17 protein-coding genes, 2 tRNA genes, 1 riboswitch and 1 other annotated feature are annotated in these 23,909 nt (G+C 35.3%); of the genes, 2 read left to right on the top strand and 17 right to left on the bottom strand.

The annotated features are described in order from the left end of the window. Positions 1 to 4 precede the first annotated feature (4 nt). The 5 genes from yycF to ACF91D_RS04615 all read right to left on the bottom strand — a co-directional run bounded on the left by yycF (position 5) and on the right by ACF91D_RS04615 (position 3,791). Entirely contained in the window at positions 5 to 706 is a 702-nt protein-coding gene (gene yycF / locus ACF91D_RS04635) for a response regulator YycF (protein WP_029378693.1), read from the bottom strand. 543 nt (positions 707 to 1,249) lie between these two features. Beyond that, a complete protein-coding gene (locus ACF91D_RS04630; protein ID WP_101094299.1) occupies positions 1,250 to 2,659 on the bottom strand; it encodes a DHA2 family efflux MFS transporter permease subunit in 1,410 nt (469 codons plus the stop codon). Between the two features lie 367 nt (positions 2,660 to 3,026). Next, the gene (locus ACF91D_RS04625; RefSeq protein ID WP_039069545.1) at positions 3,027 to 3,476 is read right to left on the bottom strand and encodes a MarR family winged helix-turn-helix transcriptional regulator; all 450 of its coding nucleotides are present in this window, start codon (positions 3,474 to 3,476) and stop codon (positions 3,027 to 3,029) included. Between the two features lie 158 nt (positions 3,477 to 3,634). After that, a tRNA-Asp gene (locus ACF91D_RS04620) sits at positions 3,635 to 3,707 on the bottom strand. Between the two features lie 9 nt (positions 3,708 to 3,716). Next, positions 3,717 to 3,791: transfer RNA gene (locus tag ACF91D_RS04615), tRNA-Glu, on the bottom strand. Positions 3,792 to 4,098: 307 nt separating this feature from the next. Here ACF91D_RS04615 and ACF91D_RS04610 point away from each other — a divergent pair. Further along, complete coding sequence (locus tag ACF91D_RS04610) at positions 4,099 to 5,316, top strand: macrolide family glycosyltransferase (protein ID WP_039069544.1); 1,218 nt, start codon at positions 4,099 to 4,101, stop codon at positions 5,314 to 5,316. Positions 5,317 to 5,406: 90 nt separating this feature from the next. Here the strand turns inward: ACF91D_RS04610 and ACF91D_RS04605 are convergent, their stop codons facing one another. The 10 genes from ACF91D_RS04605 to hutH form a co-directional block, all read right to left on the bottom strand. Further along, on the bottom strand, positions 5,407 to 6,690 hold the full coding sequence (locus tag ACF91D_RS04605; RefSeq protein WP_039069543.1) for an adenylosuccinate synthase: 1,284 nt from the start codon (positions 6,688 to 6,690) through the stop codon (positions 5,407 to 5,409). A 286-nt stretch (positions 6,691 to 6,976) separates the two neighbouring features. Beyond that, the gene (gene dnaB / locus ACF91D_RS04600; RefSeq protein WP_039069542.1) at positions 6,977 to 8,377 is read right to left on the bottom strand and encodes a replicative DNA helicase; all 1,401 of its coding nucleotides are present in this window, start codon (positions 8,375 to 8,377) and stop codon (positions 6,977 to 6,979) included. Between the two features lie 30 nt (positions 8,378 to 8,407). Beyond that, positions 8,408 to 8,854, bottom strand: a complete 447-nt coding sequence (gene rplI, locus ACF91D_RS04595) for a 50S ribosomal protein L9 (RefSeq protein ID WP_039069541.1) — start codon at positions 8,852 to 8,854, stop codon at positions 8,408 to 8,410. Next, positions 8,851 to 10,818 carry a DHH family phosphoesterase gene (locus ACF91D_RS04590; RefSeq protein WP_039069540.1) on the bottom strand — a complete coding sequence of 656 codons (1,968 nt, stop codon included), beginning with the start codon at positions 10,816 to 10,818 and terminating at the stop codon, positions 8,851 to 8,853. Before ACF91D_RS04590 ends, rplI begins: the two co-directional genes overlap by 4 nt. A gap of 14 nt (positions 10,819 to 10,832) precedes the next feature. Then, positions 10,833 to 11,759, bottom strand: a complete 927-nt coding sequence (locus ACF91D_RS04585; protein ID WP_176723098.1) for a DUF2232 domain-containing protein — start codon at positions 11,757 to 11,759, stop codon at positions 10,833 to 10,835. Between the two features lie 304 nt (positions 11,760 to 12,063). Then, on the bottom strand, positions 12,064 to 13,032 hold the full coding sequence (gene metX / locus ACF91D_RS04580) for a homoserine O-acetyltransferase MetX (protein ID WP_039069539.1): 969 nt from the start codon (positions 13,030 to 13,032) through the stop codon (positions 12,064 to 12,066). 60 nt (positions 13,033 to 13,092) lie between these two features. Next, a riboswitch (SAM riboswitch) is annotated at positions 13,093 to 13,192 on the bottom strand. Between the two features lie 130 nt (positions 13,193 to 13,322). Next, on the bottom strand, positions 13,323 to 13,652 hold the full coding sequence (locus ACF91D_RS04575) for an AzlD domain-containing protein (protein WP_069793277.1): 330 nt from the start codon (positions 13,650 to 13,652) through the stop codon (positions 13,323 to 13,325). Continuing rightward, on the bottom strand, positions 13,649 to 14,350 hold the full coding sequence (locus tag ACF91D_RS04570) for an AzlC family ABC transporter permease (RefSeq protein ID WP_107548657.1): 702 nt from the start codon (positions 14,348 to 14,350) through the stop codon (positions 13,649 to 13,651). Before ACF91D_RS04570 ends, ACF91D_RS04575 begins: the two co-directional genes overlap by 4 nt. A 327-nt stretch (positions 14,351 to 14,677) precedes the next feature. Next, positions 14,678 to 15,961 carry a serine--tRNA ligase gene (serS, locus tag ACF91D_RS04565; RefSeq protein ID WP_327620893.1) on the bottom strand — a complete coding sequence of 428 codons (1,284 nt, stop codon included), beginning with the start codon at positions 15,959 to 15,961 and terminating at the stop codon, positions 14,678 to 14,680. Positions 15,962 to 16,028: 67 nt separating this feature from the next. Further along, positions 16,029 to 16,219, bottom strand: a binding site (T-box leader). 70 nt (positions 16,220 to 16,289) lie between these two features. Beyond that, on the bottom strand, positions 16,290 to 17,798 hold the full coding sequence (gene hutH, locus ACF91D_RS04560) for a histidine ammonia-lyase (protein ID WP_101094303.1): 1,509 nt from the start codon (positions 17,796 to 17,798) through the stop codon (positions 16,290 to 16,292). A gap of 390 nt (positions 17,799 to 18,188) precedes the next feature. Here hutH and ACF91D_RS04555 point away from each other — a divergent pair, with 390 nt between their 5' ends. Further along, positions 18,189 to 19,004: an NAD(P)H-hydrate dehydratase gene (locus ACF91D_RS04555; RefSeq protein ID WP_069793274.1), complete on the top strand. Its 816-nt coding sequence runs from the start codon at positions 18,189 to 18,191 to the stop codon at positions 19,002 to 19,004. Positions 19,005 to 19,214: 210 nt separating this feature from the next. Here ACF91D_RS04555 and gyrA read toward each other — a convergent pair whose 3' ends face one another. Then, complete coding sequence (gyrA, locus tag ACF91D_RS04550) at positions 19,215 to 21,929, bottom strand: DNA gyrase subunit A (protein ID WP_327620894.1); 2,715 nt, start codon at positions 21,927 to 21,929, stop codon at positions 19,215 to 19,217. A 35-nt stretch (positions 21,930 to 21,964) separates the two neighbouring features. Further along, the gene (gene gyrB, locus ACF91D_RS04545; protein WP_172643867.1) at positions 21,965 to 23,899 is read right to left on the bottom strand and encodes a DNA topoisomerase (ATP-hydrolyzing) subunit B; all 1,935 of its coding nucleotides are present in this window, start codon (positions 23,897 to 23,899) and stop codon (positions 21,965 to 21,967) included. Positions 23,900 to 23,909 lie beyond the last annotated feature (10 nt).

The raw sequence follows: 23,909 nt of genomic DNA, 5'->3' as shown, positions 1-23,909 counted from the left end.
GCCTCTAATCATGTTGTTGGAGGAAGTATCCAACACCACGACGTGTCACAATATACTCTGGATGAGAAGGGTCGTCCTCAATTTTTTCACGTAAGCGTCGAATTGTAACGTCTACAGTACGCACATCACCAAAATAGTCATAGCCCCAAACGGTTTGTAATAAATGTTCGCGTGTCATGACTTGTCCCATATGTTTAGATAAATAATGGAATAATTCGAATTCACGGTGTGTTAATTCGATGTCACCGCCACGTTTTTTAATAGAATAAGCATCCGGGTAGATAACGATATCTTTAATAGTAATTTCATTAGATTCATCGTTAGTTTCTTGTGCTGGTTGTGAATAATGACGACGTAAATTTGCTTTCACACGTGCGATTAATTCACGTGTGCTAAATGGTTTCGTCACATAGTCATCGGCACCCAGTTCAAGACCTAATACTTTATCTATTTCTGAATCTTTTGCAGTCAGCATAATGATTGGCATTTCGTATTTTTTGCGTACTTCACGGCAGACTTCCATGCCATCACGACCAGGTAACATGATGTCTAACAACACAATGTCTGGTTCTTCATCATATATTAAATCTACTGCATCATTTCCATCGTAGGCACAAAATACTTCGTACCCTTCTTTTTTTAAATTAAATTCTAGAATGTCAGCAATTGGTTTTTCATCATCGACTACAACAACTTTTCTAGCCATATTTTATAAACCTCATTTCTATATTGTAGTACATTTACATTAAATTCTACGCATATCTCTATAATATAATTTACCATTTATGGCACTTCAATTCTATTTTTCTAAATAGAAAATTAAAATTGTGTATTGTAAAATTATAACATTGTTGCTATAAAATGGGTACTTTTCGAGTCATGAATAGATATATCCAGTCTAAACAAAATTACGTTTGCGTTCGAATTAATTGCTTACACAATGTATTTTTCGAATTAAAAACTTATTTATACTCATATTGTATAAATAAATCAATACTTAAATTTTAAATAGCAATCACATAATGCACTAATTAATAAAAATTTAAAAGAGAGCAAGCATAAGTCCAAAATTACAATTTAGACTTATTACGCTCGCTCTCCGCATATTGATTATATAATTAATACTATAAATAAAATTTCTTGCAGCGCTTAGTAAACTATTTTATGCATAAATTTCTACAGGCTTTTTATAAGATAGCGTTACTGTATTTTAAGCTGAACTACTCTTTAATTTATCCCTAAAGTTATCTTATTTATTATACCGTGTTCTTTTAACACATAAAGATAAAATAATACCAATTATTGTTAATAAAGTAATAAAGATAAAAGTAAACTGTACTCCATGTGACAGCACCGCTTCTTCGCCCACACTTGGATAAGCTTTACTGAATGACTTCATTGCTGTTGTGTAAATTGTAATCGCGATTGCTGTACCCGCTGATCCACCTATTTGTATCAAAGTCGTAATTGTCGCTGACCCATCTGCGTATAAATGATGTGGGAGTTGGTTTAAAGCGTTTGTTTGGGCTGGCATCATAACCATTGAGATACCTATAAAGAAAATAATAAATGCTATAATAATCACCCAAACTGGTGTAGATGCTGAAATAGTTAATGTGAACGTAATCGCTGCGATAAACATTAACAAGAATCCCACGATGCCAAAGTATCTTGCTCCAAAACGGTCAAATAAAGAACCAATTACTGGCGATAATATTAGATTAACTGCATTCCCTGGTAATAGTATTAAACCTGCAATGACTGAGCTATATAATAATGCGCCTTTTAAATATAACGGTAATAAGATGCCTGTGGATAAGATACATAAGATCGTAATAAACACCATTGCAGCTCCAACAACGAACATAGGATATTTAAAAACCCTTAAATCAAGCATAGGCGAATCAATTTTGAATTGACGTACGATAAAAATCGATAATGAGACTACGCCAAAAATTAATGGCAACCATACTATTATATTACTGAATGAGGCTTCTGCCATTGAACTTAGCGCAAAAATTAGCCCTGCAAAAGTAATTGTCGATAATAAAATTGATAAAATATCAATTTTAGGTTTTGTAATATCTCCTACATCTTCTGTCTTTGAAATAGCCATTAACAGCACGACAAGATACATCAATGCGCTAATCCAAAAGATAAAATGCCAACTAGAAGCTGAAATGATAACACCGGACAGCGTCGGTCCAAGTGCTGGTCCGGCTGTGATTACAAGCCCCATAATACCCATGACAGCACCACGTTTTTGTATTGGAAAGATTAACATAAGTACAGTGACCATAATCGGCAACAGTACACCCGTGCCTAATGCCTGTATTATACGACCTATTAGTAACATTATAAAATTAGGTGCAAGTGCGCCGACCATGACGCCGATAAAGGATAATATAACCCCTGTCATTATAAGTGATTTCGTATTAAACCATTTAATTAAATAAGAAGATGCTGGTACTATACACGCCATAACAAGCAAATAACCTGTTGTTAGCCACTGTACAGTTGCTGCTGAAACTTGAAAATCAGCCATGATATCTGTTAACGCCATATTGAGTGCTGTCTCACTAAATAATCCCATAAAACCACCAATCATTAAGACGAGCGCGTATATATTAGGATTTTTCACATTTACTTGTGTTGCCATTTGATATACTCCTTTTTTATGGTAAACGAAGTATAAGTATAAAGTAGAGTGATTAAAGTGCTTTTATACTAAAGAAATAATGAATTTAATAATTCATATTTTTAGGTTTATTTTACTTAATTCATCTGCATATATTATGACTTATTCTATATTTCCATTCTATTTTTATTTTCACATTTAATACGTATAGAAAATTATATTTTTAACTAATTCGTCATTCTAACCTTTTTATTGCGCAATAAATACAAGGAATTGACTACCTTACTGTAGCAAAATTTCCAAATAATTGTCAACTGGGTTGACGAAAAATACCGCAAAAAAACTTGAGTATTACAACATAGTTGAAACCTGTTAAATACTCAAATAATTATTCTATATTTAGATCTTCTAATTGCCAGTTCTGTTCTAATAAATACTGTAAATGTTCAATTTCCGAAAAACCTAGCACTTTACTAATATGGTCAATTAACAATCGTTTATTTTCTGCATATCTCTCATAACAGGAAATACCATATTTAGTTAACTTCACTCGTTTTTCTTTCTTATTATTTGGAACTGATTCAATTTGAACTACGGATTTTTGTTCTAATTGTTTGATTGCTTTATGGATTGCTTGTCTTGTAAGATTAACAATACGTGTGAGTTCAGCTAATGATGGGTTATCATATTTTATGATGGTAATTAGATACCACTCTGAGCTACTAAAATGTACTTGTGGTGATTGCTGTGAAGTCATATATTCTACTTTTTGTCTTAAATCATTGTGACGATCACTGATAAGATTAATCAAATCTGTTTCTTCTCTATCTTTATTCATTTTCCTTATTACATCCCCTTTGATTCACGTTGTTATTTACTATACACCTTTATAAATCTTATCGTATCATTATATTAAGTTATGTAGACAAAGGATTCAAATACGACCCTTTAAATATATATACAAAAAAATGCCCATCCTATTGGATGGGCATTATACGGTCTCGACGGGAATCGAACCCGCGATCTCCTGCGTGACAGGCAGGCGTGTTAACCGCTACACTACGAGACCTAAAATAAATGGTGACTCCTACGGGACTCGAACCCGTGTTACCGCCGTGAAAGGGCGGTGTCTTAACCGCTTGACCAAGGAGCCTCTCTTAAGCACAAAATAAATTATACCAACTCTTTAACAAGATGACAAGCTCTTTTTTAAATTAAATTAGTATAATTTTCTAACTTAATTGTATAATGTCTATGTTTTTTACCTATACTTACAAAAAACTATAAAAACATGGTAAAACCCCGGCAAAATCGTACTTAAACTTTAAGTATTACTACTAAAAAACCAATAACAATGTATTAAACTTTAATATCAAAACCATTTATTAAATTTCAAATATTTTATGTTTTCTATGTATTTTGATAAAATAATTAAATAATACATATGAGGAGGCACTTAATTGGCAAAAGTACTATTTATTAACCCAGGTTCTGCCGGACATGTAAATCCAACAGTAGCCGTGTGTAAAACATTAGTAGAAAAAGGTGAGGAAATCGTATATTACGCAACCGATAAATTCACAGATAGACTTCAAGATATCGGTGTAGAAATACGCACATTTAATTCAGATGACATGATGGCACATTTTTCAACTTATGGACGTGATAATCTCTTTAACGTCATGAATGGCTTGTTAAATACTACAGATTTGTTCTTACCAAAAATTTTAAAAGACATCGAAAATGAACATTATGACTACATGATTTATGATTCTATGTTTGGGTGCGGCTATATGTTGGCACAAAAATTAGGTATCCCTGCTATTTCTTCTGTCACAACATTTGCACATACTAAAGATTCATTTGATCAATTCACAAATCAATTAAGTACAAATTTGAGTGCTGAAGCAAAAGATGATGCTGACAAAAAATTCAGTATTTTAAAGTCACGTTTAGAACAAACTTATGATATTTCAATTCCTTCAAGATTTGAAGTAATGAATAATCCAGGTGACTTAAATATTTCGTATGTCATGCAAAATTTCCAAATCCACTCTGATACATTTGACAGTAATCGTTATTTCTTTGCTGGACCGTCTGTCATCATGCCACAGCCTTCAGATTTCATGGCAGAAATTGATCAGTCTAAACCAATTATCTACATTTCTTTAGGTACTGTTTTTAATGAAAACGTACCATTTTTCAATAAGTGTTTTAAGGCATTGGCTGATATTGATGTCACAGTTGTAGTTTCTATTGGAGAAACTAATCGTATAGAAGACTTTGATGAGCTACCTTCCAACTTTGTTATAAAGACGTTTGTGCCCCAAACTGAATTACTGCAATACACTTCATTATTCTTAACACATGCCGGTATGAATAGCGCAAATGAAGCAATTATGATGGGTGTCCCTATGCTAGCTTTTCCACAAAGTGCAGACCAACCAGTTGTAGCACAACAAATCGAAAACTTAAATATCGGACAGCAGTTAAATTCAGAAACCTTTACTGTAGAACAATTGAAACAAACTGTATTATCTATGCTTAATAATTTAGACGCATATCAAAACAATATAGATATGATTAAAGACCCTTCGCATAATGAACAATACGGTTATGAATTAGCTGTTAATAAAATTTTAGAGTTTCGTGACGCGCATTGCATGATGCAAAAATAAATATATACAAAAAACCTTGTAGCCAAATCATTTAAAAAAATGAATGACTACAAGGTTTTCTTTTAATGGAAGTTCACTGGCACTAATTACTTACCATAAAGAACTTAATAAGTTTGTTTGATTACGGTCTGGACCTACTGAGAAGATAGAAATCTTAACATCACTTAATTCAGAGATGCGCTCTAAATATCTACGTGCGTTATCAGGTAATTCATCTAATGAACGACAACCTGTTACATCTTCTGTCCAACCAGGCAATGTTTCAAAGATTGGCTTACAACGTTGTAAGTCTTTCAAGTTTGCTGGATATTCAGTGATTTCCTCACCGTCTAATTCATAGGCAGTACAGATTTTAACTTCTTTTAGACCTGTTAACACATCAATAGAGTTGATTGATAAGTCTGTAATACCGCTCGCACGGCGAGAGTGACGTAATACAACTGAATCGAACCAACCTACACGACGTGGACGACCTGTAGTTGTACCGTATTCACGGCCTACTTCACGAATATGGTGTCCGTCATCATCAAATAGTTCAGTTGGGAAAGGACCATCGCCTACGCGTGATGTATATGCTTTACATACACCAATAACTTTAGACACGAATGTTGGACCTACACCGCCACCGACAGTAACATTACCTGCAACAGGGTTACTTGAAGTAACAAATGGGTAAGTACCATGATCGATATCTAACATTACACCTTGTGCGCCTTCGAATAATACTTTTTCTTCTGCTACAAATGCATCGTCTAAAACTTTTGCAGTGTCAGTAACGAATGGAGCTAAACGTTGGCCGGCTGCATAGTATGTTTCAAAGATTTCGTCGAATGATGGACATGGTTTACCAAACATGCCTTCGAAATATGCGCCTTTGTATTCAATGTTATCTGTTAATAATCTTTCGAATGTTTCTTTATCTAATAAATCTGCTACACGAATACCAATACGTTGTGCTTTATCTACATAAGCAGGGCCAATGCCTTTTTTCGTTGTGCCAATTTTATTATCTCCACGACGTTCTTCTTCATATTCATCTTGCTTAATATGATAAGGTAAAATAACTTGTGCTCGGTTTGAAATACGTAAGTTATCTGTTGAAATACCTCTTTCATTTAAAGCGTCTAATTCTTTTAATAGTGCCACTGGATCTACAACGACACCGTTACCAATAACTGCTAATTTTTCTTTATAAAAAATACCAGATGGCACTAAGTGTAATTTATATGTTTCTCCACCAAATTTAATAGTATGACCTGCATTATTACCGCCTGAAAAACGTGCAATAACGTCTGCTTGTTCTGCTAAGAAATCTGTAATTTTACCTTTACCTTCGTCTCCCCATTGTGTCCCAACTACTACTATTGATGACATATGAGCACCTCCAAGTTTTCTCGATTAACCATTACGTATTTTACCAATACAGTGGATAGATTGCAAACCAAAAATCGAACATTGATTTTCTATAATTCACTCTCTTTTTTAAAAAGTATCAGCTAATTCATATGCACCTTTAAGCTAGTGATACCAATGTCTTATCGAACAAATACATCAAATCCAGACACATACTTACTAAGAAATTCAAGAAGTAAAAAGAAACAAAAACCGTACGATAAAACTCAAAAAGGATTCATCGTACGGAAAATATTTTTATTATTTTTTATCCCATTTCGGCATGTGCATAGTCTATATCTGTAAACTTGTTGTATTGTTTCATAAAGTGTAGTTTTACTGTACCTGTAGGGCCATTACGTTGCTTAGCGATGATAATTTCAATTTCCCCATTTTCATCATTTGTTTGAGGTTCGAAGTTCGTATCATCATCGTCTTCTTCGTCTTCGCCACGATTATAATAATCATCACGATATAAGAAAGCGATGATATCGGCATCTTGCTCGATAGAACCTGACTCACGAATATCACTCATCATCGGTCGTTTATCCTGACGTTGCTCAACGCCACGTGATAACTGACTTAGTGCAATAACAGGACATTCTAACTCTCTGGCAATTGCCTTTAATGTACGTGAAATTTCAGAAACTTCTTGTTGTCTGTTATCTGAAAAGCGCGAACCACTACCAGAAATTAATTGTAGGTAATCAATAACGACCATATCTAAACCGTGTTCTTGTTTTAAACGACGACACTTAGAACGAATATCTGTAATACGGATACCTGGTGTATCATCGATAAATATCTTCGTACGTGATAATTTACCAACCGCTATAGTAAACCGATTCCAGTCCTCTTCAGTCATCATACCTGTTCTCAGGCGGTTAGAGTCTACATTCCCTGAACTACAAATCATACGTGTTGCAAGTTGATCTGCACCCATCTCTAGTGAGAATATACCTACTGAAAAATGATCTTCGTGTGTTGCAACTTTTTGCGCAATATTAAGCGCGAAGGCAGTCTTACCTACTGAGGGACGTGCTGCCAAAATGATTAAATCATTTCGGTTGAATCCTGCTGTCATCTGGTCTAAATCTCGATATCCCGTTGGAATACCTGGCGTTTGACCACTGTTTTGATCTAATAATTCCGCATTCTCATATACTTCACCAAGTACATCTCGAATATCCTTAAATCCATCACTTTCACGTGAGGATGATAATTCTAATATACGACGTTCAGCGTCGTTAAGTATCGTATCTAGTTCCAGCTCATCATTATAACCATCATTCGCAATACTATCTGCAGTTTGTATTAATTTACGTTTAGTTGCGTGCTTAAATACAATCTCGGTATAGTATTGGATATTACGTGTTGTCGGCACATTACTTGATAATTCTGCAAGATATTGAGGCCCACCCGCTTCATTCAATCGACCGTCTTGTGTCAATTGATCCATAATGGTTACCACATCAATATCTCTGTTATCTTCATTGAGGTTCATCATTGCTCTAAAGATGTGTTGATGTGCGCCTCTATAAAATGACTCAGGAAGTAATACTTCCTGAGTTGTGTTGATTAATTCTGGATCTATGATAATGGCACCTAAGACAGACTGTTCAGCCTCATTACTGTGTGGCATTTGATTTTGTTCATACATTCCATCCATTGTGATTACACCTCATATCTCAATCCACTATTATTGTTCAACTGTGTGTACACGGATTGTACCTTCAACTTCTTTATCTAATTTAACTGGTACGTTAGTGTAACCTAATGCATGAATACCGTTTGGGAGATCCATTTTACGTTTATCAATTTTAATGTTGTGTTGTTCTTGTAATGCTTGCGTGATTTGTTTCGTACTTACTGAACCAAATAATTTACCGCCTTCGCCTGTTTTAGCAGACACTTCGACTTCAATTTCACTTAATTGTGCTTTTAATTGCTTAGCATCCTCAATTTCTTGTTGACGCTCTGCTTCTGCAGCTTTATTTTTTTGTTCTAATTGTTTTAAATTACCAGGTGTTGCTTCTACTGCATAATTTTTCTTTAATAAGAAGTTGTTTGCATAGCCTACTGGTACGTCTTTAACTTCGCCTTTTTTACCTTTACCTTTTACATCTTGTGTGAATATTACTTTCATGCATTTTCACTCCTACTCATTTGTTCTGTTATAGCTTGTTGTAATTTTTCTATCGCTTCATCCACTGTTACGTCTTTTAACTGTGTGGCTGCATTAGTTAAATGGCCACCACCACCAAGGGCTTCCATTGTTAACTGCACATTGACAGCACCAAGTGAGCGGGCAGACATACCTATTACATTTTCTTCTCTTCTTGCAATTACGTACGAAGCCTCTACACCATCTAAACTTAACAGTTCATCGGCAGCTTGTGCAACTGTAACAGGATGATAAATTTTATCGTTCGAACCGTGTGCAATAGCCACGCCATTTTCTTGTAGTTTCACTGTTTGAATCAATTCAGTACGATTGATATACGTATCAAGATCATCTTTCAAGAAATGTTGTGTCAATATTGTATCTGCGCCGTGCGCACGTAAGTAACTTGCTGCATCAAAGGTTCTAGAACCTGTACGTAACGTAAAGTTACGCGTATCTACAATAATACCAGCAAACATTACTGTTGATTCTAAACGTGTTAAACGTTGTTCTGTCGGTTGATACTCAAGTAACTCTGTCACAAGCTCTGCAGTTGAACTTGCATATGGTTCCATATAAACAAGTAATGGACTTGAAATAAAGCTTTCACCACGTCTATGATGATCAATAACCACTTTACGGTTAGCTTTATTTAAAATATTTTCATCAATGACCATTTCAGGTTTATGCGTATCTACAATGACTAACGTTGTCTTAGAAGTCATAATATCCCAAGCTTCATCCGATGTGATAAAACGATCTTTTAATTCTGGTTTTTCATTTACTGCGTCCATAACACGTCGTAATGTTGGATCAATGTCAGAATCATTTAAGACGATATACGCGTCTAAGTTATTCATCATTGCAAAACGTGAAACACCAATTGCACCACCGATTGCATCTAAGTCAGGACGTTTATGCCCCATGATAATAACTTTGTCACCTTCCATCAGAATATCTTTAAGCGCATGTGATATAACGCGTGCTCTAACTCGTGTACGTTTTTCCATTGGGTCAGTCTTACCACCATAGAAACGTACATTTCCGTTCATATTCTTGATAGCAACCTGATCACCACCACGTCCTAGGGCTAAATCTAAGCCTGATTGCGATAGTTCTCCTAAATCTATTAAATCTTCCGACCCTTCTCCGACACCAATGCTCAATGTTAATTGTGCACGATAACCAACGCTTTTTTCACGCAACTGGCTTAAAATACTAAAGTTTGTTGCTTCTATGTTGTTTAATATATCTTGATTTAAATAAGCAACAAATTGATCAGAGCTATAACGTTTGAAATAAATGTTATGCTCGCTAGCCCATCTACTAATCACACGCGTAACCATTGAGTTAATCTCTGATTTTTGTGTGTCATTCATATTTTGCGTAATCTCGTCATAATTGTCTAAGAACAATGTAGCAATAATTGGTTTAGAATCTTCATATAACTTATTTGTTTGTACTTCTTCAGTAATGTCGAAGAAATATAATACATGTTCTTTCTCAGAATAACGTACGCGGTAGTGGTACTCGTTTTCAGAAATCTCAACTTCTTGTGTTTTTTCTAATTGTTTTAAGATATTAGGATATACTTCATTAACTGGATCGGAAATTACATTACGCGTTAAGCGTTCCGACATAAATTTGTTCATCCACTCTATGTTTTCATTTTCATCTAAGATAATCATACCGATTGGCAAACTTTTAATTGCGATATTATTGCCTTCGGAGATATGACCGCTTAGATTATCAACATAGCTATCTAATTTCTGCAAAGCTTGTCTTACCATTATTGCTGTTACTACAATAATAATCACTAATACAACTGTCGCTATGCCTGCAATGAGCTGGTTAAAAACAAACCAAACTACTACAAGTGCAATTGCTGTGAGCGCCATAATAATAAATGGTAAAACTAACGCTTTTTTAGTGGATTGACGGTTCATTTTTCCACCTCAAATCATTTTTTAATGATACTTTTTAAGTTAATACACAAATCTATAACACCCAGGAGACTTACAATATGTGTTAATGGCATTAAAGCTGTCCCTATAACCATGAATAACACAGAAAGCGCGGTTGGCATTGATTTTGCCTTTCCGAAAAAGTGAATAACACTTAAGCCCTGAATATACATACATAATGATAACACAATTTCAAAGTTTAAAACGATACTTTGGAAAGTCCCTGCTTGGCTCGCAAACATAACACAAATCAAGACAATAATATACATCCATAATAGCGAGCGTTTCATTTGCCAAGCGTATAATGGTTTAAATATTGGTGTAGCGATTTTGAACTTACGTAAAATTGGAAAAGTAATAATTAAATTGATTAAAATAAGTAGAAATACTGCGATAATTACATAACTTGGTAATTGAACTGACATTTGGCGAAAACCTTCTTCAAGCATTTGCTTGTATTCAGCGCTTCCCGCAATTCCAGAAACGACGTTATGCATGTAATCTTTCACTGGTTTTACCAAAATTGTAGAACTCGGTATTTTATCAAACGTTTGTAGTCCCATAAACGCAATTAACGAGAACATACTAATATATGTAGTTGTTATATAGAGTATGCGTTCTTTAGATGTACGTTCTTTCAATAATTGGCCAATCACAAAACTCACTAAGAGTATGATGACCATGGTGCTTAACACAAATATATTACCTAATAATGTTGTTAACACTACTGTAATGACTGCTGTTAAACCGAATGATTCAATAGACTTATGCCATAAGATAATACCTGGAATCGTAGCAAAGATACTTAACACCAGGCCTAACGGAGGTAATATATGTAAAGCTAAAGCTACTACGATTAGCGTTAAGATACTAAGCACAGTTACTTTAGGGTATATTTTTGAAAACAATTTCGCCACTCCCATACTATTTTTGACTATAACTATTATTTTAACCTCTTTAAAACTTTTATACAATTATTGGCAATCCAAATACAGAAGATAACGATATACTACACTTTATATAGTTACGAATTTATTAAACGAATAGACTAACCAACATTTTACGATGCTACCTTCCAAATATTGCTACATTAAAATTTCACTTTATGTCACTCATCTTAAATGCTTACACAAAAAAGGATGTACTATATACGTTAGCCTACCCTCCCCTACCGAAAGTAGTCATACAGTCCCATCCTAAAATTGAATATATATTAGTGTTATTAAATCATTTTCTTTTAATTTTATATACTTTTAAGAAGTGATATAAATTAGGAGCCCAGTCATTAAAATTCAGTAAAAAGCCATCATGACCTACGTTATCTGGAACAAAGAAATGTTTATGATATTTAAAACGTTTTCCCACGGCACTTACCAAGTCATCTGGATATAACAAATCATCTGTGAAGCCCATCGTCATTACTTTAGTATCTAAATTACTAAACACTTCATCTACATCGTTGCGTCCTCTATCTACGTCATGGCTGTCTAAGACGTCCAGGAGTGTTAAATAGCATAGAGAATCAAAATGATTCATAAATTTATTACCTTGATGTTTTTGATAAGTTACAACTTGATCTGGTGAAAAGCGCTTATCATAACTCTTAGACGAACGATATGTTAAAAATCCTAACTGTCTTGCAATACTCATACCTTCTTTATTATCTAAATGAATCGCTTGTCTCGCTATCTCATTAAACGCACGACTATAAGATGATGTTTTGTCTGTAGCAGCAAGAATCACTGCTTTTTCAACATCAAATTTACGATTATATAATAACTCTATTGCTTGCATGCCACCTAATGAACCACCAATTAATATATTAATCTTTTCAAATCCTAATGTTTCAATACCTAATTCTATCGCACGTACGATATCTCTTAACGTAAGTGTTTCAGGGAAGTTTGGGTCTGTTAACGCAGAACTTGAACCATAAGGGCTACCAATAACATTAAATGTCAAAAACTGGTAATCATTAATAGGCATATAACCACCGTCAATAATACCTCTCCACCAACCAGGATTTTCATTTGTCCCATACGTTAAATGATTGCCTGTTAAAGCGTGACAAACCACAACAAGTGGTTGTCCTTTTAATCCTACATGTTCATAACGCAGTTTTAAGTTTGAGATGAATTCACCTGACTCTGTTGTGAATGGTCCTAATTCTAATGTATCAACCGTATAATTCGTCATGTTTTACCTCCTACTTAGTAAAAAAACTCCCCACTCATAAAATAAGTAAGAAGTTAAAAATACTTATCATTCGAGTCTATCGTTGGTATTAGCACCGTACTTTATAAGCCGGTTGCTGAAGCGTCCACGGGCCAAGTCCCTCAGCTTCTCGAAATAAGATTTGATTTTAATTGTATAAAACTATGCTTATAAATTCAGATAAAGTTAATGTATTAGTATAATCTGAAATATCTCAATTTTCTAATTATTTTTAGTTTAACGGATAATATAACTTACTTCAATAGGATTGTTTAAAATACCCAACGTAATACTGCCATAATGACAATGCCACTAAGTATAGTAATTGTTAAACTGCGTGATATCACAGCAATGACAATCGTCGGTAGCATAGTTATTAAGAATGGCACGTTAATACTATAACCCACCACGCCATCTTGTTGCTCGATAAGTCCGTCGATAATTAAAGCGGTGAATAATGTAATTGGAATAAATGAAAGCCATTTAATCACGCCTTCAGATAGCTTTATCTTAGTTATCAAAATGAACGGAATAATACGCGTGATCCACGTTACCACGCCGCATAACACGATAATTGTTAACATATGTATTGTCGTTGTCAACGTTCCATCACCACCCCAATTAGCGCTGCAATTGTCGAAGCTAATATAATAGCTAAATATGAAGGCATAAATAAACTTAAGGCAAACATCATTACAATCACGCATATAATCAATACAAAATATATATTTATTTTTGAACGTCTAATCCCTTCAAATTGTGAAACAGCTAAGAAAATAAACATAGCCGTAATTGCGAAATCTAATCCTAGCGATTCTGGTTGATGTATGTATTTTCCAAAGACCGCGCCAATAATACACGCAAATGTCCAAAACACATATGCCGTGACATTTAGCCCATGTAACCAACGGTCATTGATTTTCTCACCTTTTAAGTGTGGCGTAATTGCTACGCCAAATGTTTCATCTGTTACTAATGTAGAAAGACCGATTCTATTTAATAAACTATAGTTTTTATAACTTGGCGCAAGTGTCATACTTAATAAAAACATTCTTGAGTTCACAATGAACGTCGTCAATATAATTGCAGATATAGGGGTACCAGAAATAACAAGCGCACAAATAATAAACTGTGCCGCGCCCGCATATACTAACAAACAAAGTAAAATAATTTCCAACATACTAAAACCCGAGGCCACTGCAACAATTCCAAAAGACAGACCAACACCAGCGTAACCTAACAAAGTAGGAATACACGCTTTTACACCTTGTTTAAAAGTCATATGCGCCCCATTCCCCATTTTTCCACCCTCTTCCCTTCAACTCTAAAAACAGTAAATTCATTCTATTACAATAGCATAAAAACAATCAATACTTTTAGACGTTCGCTTGTGTGAGGTTAGACTAACGAGTGTCTTATAACATTGTTTAAAAGCTTTAAAAATAATTCAGAATTTTATGTTTTATTTTAGACTCCCCTGTTGCGTCATCACTTTTTAAATCGATTTAATAACTTTAGCAACATTGTTTTTATGTATTTCTCATACTCAACTTTTACACCTCCCCTACCCTCTCCGTACATATAAAAAAGTGCGTAGCTAATACTTTAACTACGCACTTTTAATAATTTATTTAATAGGACTGATGACTGTTTTTCCACCCATATACGGTACTAACGCTTCGGGAATTGTTACAGAACCATCTTCATTTTGATAATTTTCAACTATTGCAGCAAATGTACGTCCTACTGCTAAGCCACTACCATTAAGTGTATGTGCTAATTCTGGTTTAGCATTTTTATCACGTTTAAAACGAATATTTGAACGACGTGCTTGGAAATCAGTAATATTTGAACAAGAACTTATTTCTTTATATTCATTATAGCTTGGTAACCAAACTTCTAAATCATAAGTTTTACTTGAACCGAAACCGATATCGCCTGTACATAAAATAACACGGCGGTATGGTAAGCCTAATTCTTCTAAAATCGCTTCTGCGTGTTCAGTCATCTCATCTAGTGCCTTCCAAGAATCTTCTGGTTTTTCAAAACGAACCATTTCAACTTTATCGAATTGATGTAAACGGATAAGACCTCTTGTATCACGACCAGCTGATCCCGCTTCACTACGATAGCATGCTGATTGGGCAGTGAATTTAGCTGGTAATTCATCCGGCCCGATAATTTCATTACGGTAATAATTTGTCAGAGGTACTTCTGCAGTTGGTATTGTGTATAGACCCTCTTTTTCAACTTTAAATAAGTCTTCTTCAAACTTAGGTAATTGACCAGTACCATACATTGAATCAGCATTAACTAATTGCGGTACCATCATTTCTGTATAACCATGTTGTGTTGTATGTTTCGTAATCATATAGTTCATCAATGCTCTTTCTAATTGTGCACCTTCACCTGTTAAGAAAATGAATCTAGCGCCAGATACTTTAGCTGCACGTTCAAAATTGACCATTTTTAATTCTTCTACTAAGTCCCAATGTGCTTTTTCTTCAAAATCAAATGTTCTTGGTGTACCCCAACGTTTAACTTCTACATTGTCTTCGTCAGTGGCACCTTCAGGTACATCATCATGAATAATATTTGGAATGCGTGATAATTTATCATTAAGATCCACATCAACTTGATTTAGTGTGTCATCTAAAGTTTTAATTTCATCACCAAGTTTACGCATTGCTGAGATGGCTTCATCTGCGTCTTCTTTATTACGTTTCTTTTGAGCAATCTCGCCACTCACTTTATTACGCTCGGCTTTCATTTCTTCAGCTTTACTAATTAACTGACGGCGCTGCTCATCTAATTCTAGTACTTCGTCTACTACAGTAGCTTCCATCCCACGCTTAGCTACTTTTTCTTTAACGAAATCAGGGTCATTACGAAATAACTTAATATCTAACATAACTTCATCCATCCTTTCAATTTTTAAAAAATTTGGGATAAACACGCAAAAAAGACCACATCCCTCTACAAGGGACGTGGTCTACGTGTTGCCACCCTATTTAACAATCTAAAATTAGACTGCACTCTCACAAAAATAACGGTTAAATCCGATTGTTCTCTTATAGTAGGTAGATTCACATTAACCTTGGCTACCTGTTCACACTCAACACAGGCTCTCTGAAACCAGAAAATTAATACTACTTATCCTACGAACAATGACTTATTAAGTTAAATTAAATATAGCAAATAACATCATTTTTTTCAAGAGTGATAGTATCTATAGTCAATTATATTTCATCCATATAAGCAACATCGCGTAAATATTGTGATACTGCTGCAATATCTTTATGAAATTGTCTATCTTCTGTGATAGATGGCACAATATGGCGTAATTCTTGATATTTTTCATAGGTCTTAGGTGACAACTTATCAATATCTTTATATTCAACAGCTTGCAGAGCAATGATTGCTTCAATGGCCAATACACGACGTGCATTTTCAATCATTTGATAACCATGTCTTGAAGCAATTGTTCCCATTGAAACATGATCTTCTTGGTTAGCAGAAGATGGTATAGAATCAACACTTGCTGGATGTGCAAGTGTTTTATTTTCTGAAACAAGACTTGCTGCAGCATACTGCATAATCATCGCACCACTTTGTAACCCTGGTTGTGGGCTTAAAAAGGCTGGTAATCCATTATTCAATTGAGGGTTTACCAAGCGTTCTAGACGTCGCTCTGAAACGTTTGCTAATTCACTTACACCAAGTTTTAAAAAGTCTAAAGCAAACGCTATAGGTTGACCATGGAAATTTCCTCCTGATATAACAAGTGTTTCATCATCTTCATCAAATATAAGCGGGTTATCATTTGCAGCATTCATTTCAAACTCTAATTTTTCCTTCACATAATTGAATACTTGGAAGCTAGCACCATGAATTTGAGGGATACAACGTAAAGTATAAGCGTCTTGTACACGCACTTCACCTTGGTTTGTCGTCAATCCTGAACCTTCCAACCAGTCTAACATTCTCGCGGCAACATCTATTTGTTCTTTGAAGTTACGGGCTTTATGTACCTTTTCATTATATGCATCTATAATACCATTTAGGGCTTGATGTGTAAGTGAAGCTATCCATTCCGCCTGATAACCTAAATCTTCCGCTTCTATATAATTGATAACACCTTGTGCAGTCATTGCTTGTGTACCATTAATCAACGCTAAACCTTCTTTAGCTTGTAACTCCAATGCTTTGTGATTTAACTGGTTTAAGACATACCGGCTGTCCACTTCTTCTCCTTTATAAAAAACGTTCCCTTCTCCTATTAGCGCTAAAGCCAAGTGTGATAGCGGCGCTAAATCTCCAGAAGCACCTAATGAGCCTTGTTGCGGGATAACAGGTATAATTCTTTGATTGATGTAATACACTAGTTGCTCTACTAAATCTACTGTTGCGCCAGAATGTCCTTTTAATAAGGTGTTTAATCTTAATACCATCATCACTAACGCTACTTCTTCTGAAAATGGTTCACCAATGCCACATGCATGGGAACGAATTAAATTGACTTGTAATTGATTATATTCTCCTTCGTCTATACGTACATCACTAAACAGACCAAATCCAGTTGTGATTCCGTAAACTGTTTCTTTATTCTTTATAATATCTTCGACCGTTTGACGACTCTTTTTCACACGTTCAAATGCATTTTCCGTAATTTCTACCGTCTCTTCTTTATTTAAAAACTGTTTAATATCATTAATCGTTAATGTTTCCCCATTAAGTTGTAATGTCATTTTCCCATCTCCTTGCTTAATATTTTTCTCTGATTATTTTGAGTATACGCTTACATTTTTTACTGGACAATAGCTTAGCCAATATCCGTAACATGGTATTAAATTACTGTTTTAATGGGATAAAGTTGTAATAAAAATAAGTTTATTGAAATTAATAAATTCTTAACTCTTTTAACTGTTGACTAATAGGACAACCAGGTATAATATTTCTTATTGTATTTATAATTCCTATGACGAAAACTAAGGAAAATTAATTGCAATACAAATAATTCTGCAATTGTTATAATCGCTATTAAAAGTAGAATCATTTCAATATGTTAGTCGGTTAATTTTCTTTATTAAAATATAGAAATTTACACACATTCAATAATTTAAGAAGGAGGTTTCAAAATGGAAACTTTATCATCAGTAAGCATTCCAAAACGTAAAGATGAAACACATAAAGGCGATTATGGTAGAATTCTTTTAATTGGCGGTAATGCAAACTTAGGTGGTGCAATCATGCTTGCAGCACGCGCATGTGTATACAGTGGTAGTGGTTTAATAACAGTAGCAACACATCCAACAAATCATGCTGCTTTGCATTCACGTTGTCCTGAGGCAATGGTAATCGATATTAATGATACAAAAATGCTAACAAAAATGATTGAAAACACCGATTGTATCTTAATCGGCCCAGGGTTAGGCTGTGATTTTAAAGGTAATAACGCTATTACTTTCCTACTTCAAAATATACAACCACATCAAACACTTATAGTTGATGGTGATGCTATTACGATTTTCAGTAAATTGAAACCTGAAATTCCAACTTGCAAAGTTATTTTCACGCCACATCAAAAAGAGTGGGAACGTTTAAGTGGTATCCCGATAGAAGAACAAACTTATGAGCGTAACCGTGAAGCGGTAGACCGTATCGGGGCAACAATTGTATTGAAGATGCATGGTACAGAACTCTACTTTAAAGATAAAGATTACAAACTACCTATTGGTACACCAGCGATGGCCACTGGTGGCATGGGTGATACTTTATCTGGTATGATAACTAGCTTTGTAGGCCAATTTAATGACATCGAAGAAGCTGTTACAAGTGCGACATATACACACAGTTTTATTGGAGAACAATTAGCTGAGAAAATGTATGTTGTTCCACCTTCCAGACTTATCAGCGAAATTCCAATTGCTATGAAATCATTGGAAAATAATTAATATAAAAAGACCCGCCTCATTTGAGGTGGGTCTCAGACTATCGACAAAGCCTCCGCCTTTGTTGGCAATTTTTTGGTGCACGTTTTCCGCGGCGCGGGTACTGCCTTAGCATGTAGTCTTCGGCTAGTGCTCTCCTCGCAGGAGTCGGTCCAAATCACTGCCGATATTCTAAAAGACCCACCTCATTTGAGGTGGGTCTTTTAGTTCGAGTTATTCTTCTTCGTTGTCTTCATCTGCTGTTTGGTCTGCGTTGTCTATATCTTCATTAACACGATCCATAAAGTCTTGTCTTACTTCTTGTCGTTCATCATTGCCTGACGTGTTATCTTCTTCATCGACTTCTGTGTGAATTGCATTTCCAGGGGCATCACCTTCTACGATGACTTCACTGTTTTGTGAATCTTGCAAATCAGTTTGTGATGCATTGTTATTGTCTACATCAGATGCTATAGCTTCAGTTGATTCCCCATCTTTATTAATGTCATCTTCATCGTTTACTTTGGCTACTGTTGATACAATTTGATTTTCACCTAATTTAATCAATCTTACACCTTGAGCAGCACGGCCATTTTGCGAAATATCTTCTACATCAATACGGATAATGACGCCTGAGTTTGTTACAACCATCAGATCTTCTTCTCCAGTTACTGAAGTAATACACACAATGTTACCGTTACGTTCAGTAATTGTAGCTGTTTTTATACCTTTACCGCCACGATTTGATAATCTGTAATCACCAACTGGCGTACGTTTACCGTACCCATTTTCAGTAACGACTAGAATCTCTTCATCGCTATCAGCATTAGTAACATCTAAACCGACAACTTTATCGTCTTCTCTTAATGTAATACCTTTAACACCTGCTGCTGTACGACCAAGCGGGCGCAAGGTTGTTTCATTAAAGCGTATTAGTGATGCATGAGATGTGCCAATCAGAATGTCTTGTTCTCCATCAGTGAGACGAACAGCAATCAGTTCATCATCATTTTTGAAGCTAATGGCAATCTTACCGTTTTTATTGATATGAGAGAAGTTACTCAATGCAGAACGCTTCACTCTACCTTTGCGTGTTGCAAATACTAAGTAATCATCTTCACTTTCTAAGTCTTTAACCGCAATCATAGTACTGATTGATTCATCGTTATCAAGTTCAATAGCATTGACTACTGGGATACCTTTAGACTGACGTGATAGCTCAGGCACTTCATAACCTTTAAGTTTGTACACACGTCCTTTATTAGTAAAGAATAATACGTTGTCGTGCGTACTTAACGTTACGAGCTGACTAACAAAGTCTTCTTCAAGTGTATTCATACCTTGTACGCCACGTCCACCACGATGTTGTGCTCTATATGTAGAAACTGGTAAACGTTTAATATAGTTATTGTGACTTAATGTGATCACGATTTGTTCTTCAGGTATTAAATCTTCATCTTCAATATCGTCTAGTCCACCAAGTTGAATTTCAGATTTACGTTCATCACCATAGCGTTCACGTATATCAATTAATTCATTACGGACAATTTGTAATAATTTTTCTTCATCGGCAAGAATCTCTTTTAATTCTTCAATATATGCAATTAATTCATTATATTCAGCTTCAATCTTATCGCGTTCTAAACCTGTTAGTCGTCTTAAACGCATATCTAAAATAGCTTGAGCTTGACGTTCAGATAATTTAAATTGTTCTTGTAAGCTAGCCATCGCTACTTTATCAGTTTCTGATTCACGAATTACTCGAATGATTTCATCGATATGGTCTAATGCAATTCTTAGTCCTTCTAAAATATGTGCACGATCTAATGCTTTCTTCAAGTTATATTCTGTACGTCTACGTACAACCACTTTTTGATGCTCTAAATACTCTTCTAAAGCTTCTTTAAGTGAAATTAATTTAGGTCTACCATTAACTAAAGCAATCATATTTACACCAAATGATGTTTGTAATGGCGTTTGTTTATATAAATTATTTAATACGACGCTTGCGTTTGCATCTTTACGGATATCAATAACAACACGCACGCCTGTACGTAAACTTGTTTCGTCACGTAAATCTGTAATACCATCAATTTTTTTATCACGTGCTAATTCTGCAATTTTTTCAATCATACGTGCTTTATTTACTTGGTACGGAACTTCTGTAACGACAATGCGTTGGCGTCCGCCACCACGTTCTTCTATTTCTGCACGTGAACGCATTTGGATAGACCCTCTACCTGTTTCAAACGCACGACGAATACCACTCTTTCCAAGTATAATACCTGCCGTCGGAAAATCAGGACCTTGAACATCTTCCATTAATTCTGCAACAGTAATATCAGGATTATAACTTAAACTCAACACACCATTAATAACTTCTGTTAAATTGTGCGGCGGAATATTGGTAGCCATACCTACTGCAATCCCTGAAGCACCATTAACTAGTAAGTTTGGGAATCTTGAAGGTAAGACTGCCGGCTCTCTCTCATTGCCATCGTAGTTATCTATAAAATCAATCGTATCTTTGTTTATATCTCTAAGCATTTCTAATGTGATCTTAGACATACGTGCTTCAGTATAACGCATCGCCGCTGCACCATCGCCATCCATTGAACCAAAGTTACCTTGTCCATCAATTAAAGGATATCGATAGCTGAAGTCTTGTGCCATTCTTACCATTGCTTCATAAATAGATGAGTCACCATGTGGGTGATATTTACCCATTACGTCCCCAACAATACGGGCAGACTTCTTGTACGACTTATCTGGTGTCATACCTTGTTCGTGCAAACCATATAATATACGTCGATGTACTGGTTTCAAACCATCTCTAACGTCTGGTAAAGCACGTGATACAATAACGCTCATCGCATAATCTAAAAACGATTCGCGCATCTCACTCGTTATATTTCGTTCATTAATTCTTGATTCAGGTAATTCAGCCATCAAGATATCCTCCTTCAAAAATTCAGTTCATTGTATTAGAAATCTAGGTTGGCATAGACTGCGTTATCTTCAATAAACTGTCTACGATTCTCAACAACGTCTCCCATAAGCATTTCAAAAACCTGATCTGCCTCTATCGCGTCATCTAATGATACTTGCAACATAGCTCTATTTTCTGGGTTCATTGTTGTTTCCCATAATTGGTCTGCGTTCATTTCACCAAGACCTTTATAACGTGCGATTGACCATTTTGGTGTAGGATCTAACTCGGCTTTAAGTTTTTCCAATTCACGTTCATTAAACACATAATACTTCTGTTTACCTTGTGTTAGTTTAAATAAAGGCGGTTGAGCAATATATACATAGCCTGCTTCTATTAATGGTCTCATAAAGCGATAGAAGAATGTTAATAGCAATGTTCTAATATGCGCACCGTCGACGTCAGCATCAGTCATCAATACAATTTTATGGTAACGTGCTTTGCTTAAATCAAATTCTCCACCAATACCTGTACCAAATGCTGTAATCATAGAACGGATTTCATTATTATTTAATATTCTATCTAATCGGGCTTTTTCAACGTTTAATATCTTACCACGCAACGGTAAAATTGCTTGCGTTTCTGAATCTCTACCTGATTTTGTAGACCCCCCGGCAGAGTCACCCTCTACGATAAAGATTTCACTTCTAGAAGGATCTTTACTAGAGCAATCTGCTAATTTACCAGGTAAGCTTGAAATTTCTAAAGCAGATTTACGACGTGTCACTTCACGTGCTTTTTTCGCAGCAAGACGTGCGTGAGAAGCCATTATACCTTTTTCAACGACTATGCGTCCTACCTGTGGATTTTCTAATAAGAAACGCTCGAACAACTCAGAGAATAATTTATCAACAACTTGACGTACCTCAGAGTTACCTAATTTCGTTTTTGTTTGTCCCTCAAATTGTGGATCGCCGTGCTTGATTGAGACGATTGCTGTTAAACCTTCACGTGTGTCTTCACCTGAAAGTCTCTCCTTATCATCTTTAATAATTTTACTGCTTATACCATAGCTATTTAATACGCGAGAAAGTGCTCGTTTAAAACCTTCTTCATGTGTACCACCTTCATAAGTGTGTATGTTATTCGCATAAGTCAATAAATTAGTTGCAAAGCCTTTGTTGTATTGTAATGCAATTTCAACTTCAATATCATCTTTTGTTTGATGGACATATATAGGCTCTTCATGTAATGGTTCTTTGTTTTCATTTAACATCTCAACGTAAGACTTGATACCGCCTTCGTAGTGATAAGTGTCTTCTCTCACTTCTTCACCACGCTCATCTCTTAAAGTGATTGAAATACCTTTATTTAAGAAAGCTAGTTCTCTTGTACGTTGTTGTAATGTTTCATAATGATATTCAGTTGTTTCTGTAAAAATTTCAGGGTCCGCTTTAAAACGAATCACTGTACCAGTGTTATCATCATCTGTTTCTTCAACTACTTTCAAGTCAAATTGCGGAACACCCTTTTTGTAAGCTTGATGATAAACTTGACGATCTTTATACACATAAACTTCCAGGTCTTCAGATAAGGCATTAACCACAGAAGAACCAACACCATGTAGACCACCAGAGACTTTATATCCGCCGCCGCCGAACTTACCACCGGCATGAAGTACTGTTAAAATAACTTCAACTGCTGGACGCCCCATTTTTTCTTGTATACCAACTGGGATACCACGCCCATTATCTGTTACTTTAATCCAATTATCTTTTTCAATAACAACTTCGATTTGGTTAGCATACCCTGCTAGTGCTTCATCAATACTATTATCGACAATTTCCCATACAAGATGGTGTAAACCTTTTTCTGAAGTTGACCCTATATACATACCAGGTCTTTTACGTACCGCTTCTAGACCTTCTAATACTTGTATCTGTCCAGCACCATAATCTTCCGTGTTGTTCACATCTGACAATGCTTCCACCTTCACTTTC

This window comes from Staphylococcus sp. 231237_7MaSpsaltlick (genome assembly GCF_043107035.1).
The sequence above is the reverse complement of the archived record's forward strand: the minus strand, read 5'-3'. Positions and strand labels throughout refer to the sequence as shown.

Excerpts from the sequence above, each read along its gene's own strand:
- dnaB (WP_039069542.1), bottom strand. The coding sequence starts at position 8,377 with ATGGATGGAATGTATGAACAAAATCAAATGCCACACAGTAATGAGGCT.
- ACF91D_RS04625 (WP_039069545.1), bottom strand. The coding sequence starts at position 3,476 with ATGAATAAAGATAGAGAAGAAACAGATTTGATTAATCTTATCAGTGAT.
- serS (WP_327620893.1), bottom strand. The coding sequence starts at position 15,961 with ATGTTAGATATTAAGTTATTTCGTAATGACCCTGATTTCGTTAAAGAA.
- ACF91D_RS04605 (WP_039069543.1), bottom strand. The coding sequence starts at position 6,690 with ATGTCATCAATAGTAGTAGTTGGGACACAATGGGGAGACGAAGGTAAA.
- ACF91D_RS04555 (WP_069793274.1), top strand. The coding sequence starts at position 18,189 with ATGGAAACTTTATCATCAGTAAGCATTCCAAAACGTAAAGATGAAACA.
- ACF91D_RS04585 (WP_176723098.1), bottom strand. The coding sequence starts at position 11,759 with ATGGGAGTGGCGAAATTGTTTTCAAAAATATACCCTAAAGTAACTGTG.
- metX (WP_039069539.1), bottom strand. The coding sequence starts at position 13,032 with ATGACGAATTATACGGTTGATACATTAGAATTAGGACCATTCACAACA.
- ACF91D_RS04570 (WP_107548657.1), bottom strand. The coding sequence starts at position 14,350 with ATGGGGAATGGGGCGCATATGACTTTTAAACAAGGTGTAAAAGCGTGT.
- ACF91D_RS04630 (WP_101094299.1), bottom strand. The coding sequence starts at position 2,659 with ATGGCAACACAAGTAAATGTGAAAAATCCTAATATATACGCGCTCGTC.
- yycF (WP_029378693.1), bottom strand. The coding sequence starts at position 706 with ATGGCTAGAAAAGTTGTTGTAGTCGATGATGAAAAACCAATTGCTGAC.
- gyrA (WP_327620894.1), bottom strand. The coding sequence starts at position 21,929 with ATGGCTGAATTACCTGAATCAAGAATTAATGAACGAAATATAACGAGT.
- ACF91D_RS04590 (WP_039069540.1), bottom strand. The coding sequence starts at position 10,818 with ATGAACCGTCAATCCACTAAAAAAGCGTTAGTTTTACCATTTATTATT.
- hutH (WP_101094303.1), bottom strand. The coding sequence starts at position 17,798 with ATGACATTACAACTTAATGGGGAAACATTAACGATTAATGATATTAAA.
- rplI (WP_039069541.1), bottom strand. The coding sequence starts at position 8,854 with ATGAAAGTAATATTCACACAAGATGTAAAAGGTAAAGGTAAAAAAGGC.